This is a genomic window from Streptomyces colwelliae (assembly GCF_048158785.1).
In the GTDB taxonomy this organism is placed as follows: Bacteria; Actinomycetota; Actinomycetes; order Streptomycetales; family Streptomycetaceae; genus Streptomyces.
In genome coordinates, this window is record NZ_JBLTJC010000733.1 from 1 (window position 1) to 2001 (window position 2001).

1 protein-coding gene and 1 pseudogene are annotated in these 2001 nt (G+C 74.8%); both read right to left on the reverse strand.

Features of this window, described 5'->3' with window-relative positions; all coding sequences use genetic code 11:
- Window positions 1–1743, reverse strand: a 1743-nt coding sequence (locus tag ACNFOC_RS53780) for a DUF5691 domain-containing protein (protein WP_416966228.1), incomplete at its 3' end; no start/stop codon positions are given.
- Between the two features lie 162 nt (window positions 1744–1905).
- Window positions 1906–2001 (reverse strand): annotated as a pseudogene (locus tag ACNFOC_RS56170) (hypothetical protein); the annotation flags it as partial.

Sequence of the window (2001 nt, forward strand, 5' to 3'; positions counted from 1 at the left end):
GGCCGGATCATGCCTGCCCGGCGGCGGATTCGGGACGTGTTCGGGACACAGGAGGATGAGCGTTGATCGGCACGGATCGCCGAGATCCTCAGCGGCCGTGTCCTCACGTCGGTGTGCCCGCGTCCTGTACGGCGCCCCCAGTTCCTCCGCCATCGCCGCGCGCAACCGCAACGTCGTGACCAGCCGCTGAAACGCCTCCGCCCAATAACCCCCCGCTCCCGGCGCCGCGTCCTCCGACTCGTCCGGCACCGCCAGCAACCCGTCCAGCCGGCTCGCCTCGGCCGGGTCGAGACACCGCTCGGCCAGCCCCATCACCCCACTGAAGCTCCATGGATAACTCCCGGCGTCCCGCGCGATGTTGAGGGCGTCCACGACAGCCCGCCCAAGCGGCGCAGCCCACGGCACCGCGCACACCCCGAGCAGCTGAAACGCCTCGGAGAGCCCCTGTGTCGCGATGAACCCGGCCACCCAGTCCGCCCGTTCGCCCCCGCCCAGCGTGCTCAGCAGCTTGGCGCGCTCGGCCAGGGACACCGCCCCCGGCCCGCCCGCCTCGGGCGCGGACGGGGTCCCCAGCAGCGCCCTGGACCACGCGGGGTTCCGCTGCCGCACCGCCGCCCGGCACCACGCGGCGTGCAGCTCGCTCCGCCAGTCGTCCGCGACCGGGAGCGCCACGATCTCCCTGGGCGTACGTCCGCCGAACCGCCGCTCCCAGGTCCCGAGCGGCGTCGCCTCCACCAACTGGCCGAACCACCACGAGCGTTCACCTCGTCCCGCCGGAGCCTTGGCCACCACACCGTCCCGCTCCATGCCCGAGTCGCACTCGTGCGGCGCCTCCACGACCAGGCCGGGCTCCTCGCGCGTACGGTCGACGGCCACACACGCGGATGCCCGGGCCGCCATCCGCGCGGCGAGCGCCGAGTCGGGGAGCGCCGACAGCAACTCCGCGGCCGTGGCCCGTACGTTGCGGCTCCGGTCGGCCAACGCCTGCTCCAGGAACGGCTCGTCCTCGGCGGAGAGCCCCATCCGCAGCGAGTCGAGGAACATCAGCCGGTCCTCCGCGCGCTCCGTCCCCCAGGTCATGGCGAGCAACTCCCGTGCGGCGGGCGGCCGGTGTGCCCGTATCGCCGCGAGCAGGGCGACCCGCTCGGCGAACAGACCCTCCTGCCACAGCAGTTGGACCTGGTCCGGGGCGTCGAGGTCCGGCAGGGCGGTGCCGCCGCCCGGTGTCGCGCGCAGGGCGAACCGCCAGTCCGGGTTCAGCCGGGCCAGCCACAGCGCGCGCGGGCCCGCGAACTCCAGCGCCGCCGGCCGCAGATCCGTACGCCCCCGGGCCGCGTCCAGCAGCGCGGGCAACGCCTGCACGGGCGCGGCGAAACCGCGCGCGTTGGCCGCCGTCAGCCACTGGGGCAGCAACTCCATGAGATCCGGCGAGGTGCCCCTGCGGCCCCCACCGCCCGTACCCGGACGGTCGGTCAGCAACATCGCCAGCCTGCGGGCCGCCGCCGCGGGCAACGCCGCACGCGCGTCGGGCGCGGCCGGCTCCGGACGCTGTGCCGCCCGCGCCGGACGCAGCCCGGCCCGCCGTCGTACGGTCTCCACGGCCGCCGCGTCCAGCAGGGCCACGGGTGCGTCCTGGCCCGGCGCGCACCCCGGAGGCGTACGACGGTCCGTGCCGAGCAGCGCCGTGGTGACGAGCTCTTCCCAGTCGCCCCCAGTGGGCGCCGGAGCGGAGGTGCTGTTCATGCGGTGCCTTTCCGTCGGTGTTTCTGAGGGGTGGGGCTCAGCACAGGGACACCGGCTCTCCCGCCCCCTCCGGCCAGGCCGTCAGCGGGGTGAAGCCGCGGTGGCCCAGCTCGCCGAAGACCTTCACCGGGGCGCCGCCGGAGAGGGCGACGAGTCGCCACAGGCCGGGGTCATCGACTTGATGATCGCGGCCGTGCGGTCGACGTCCCGCTCGTCCAGGTTGTTGATCTGGTCCTTGATCTGGCCCATGCCGGGGAG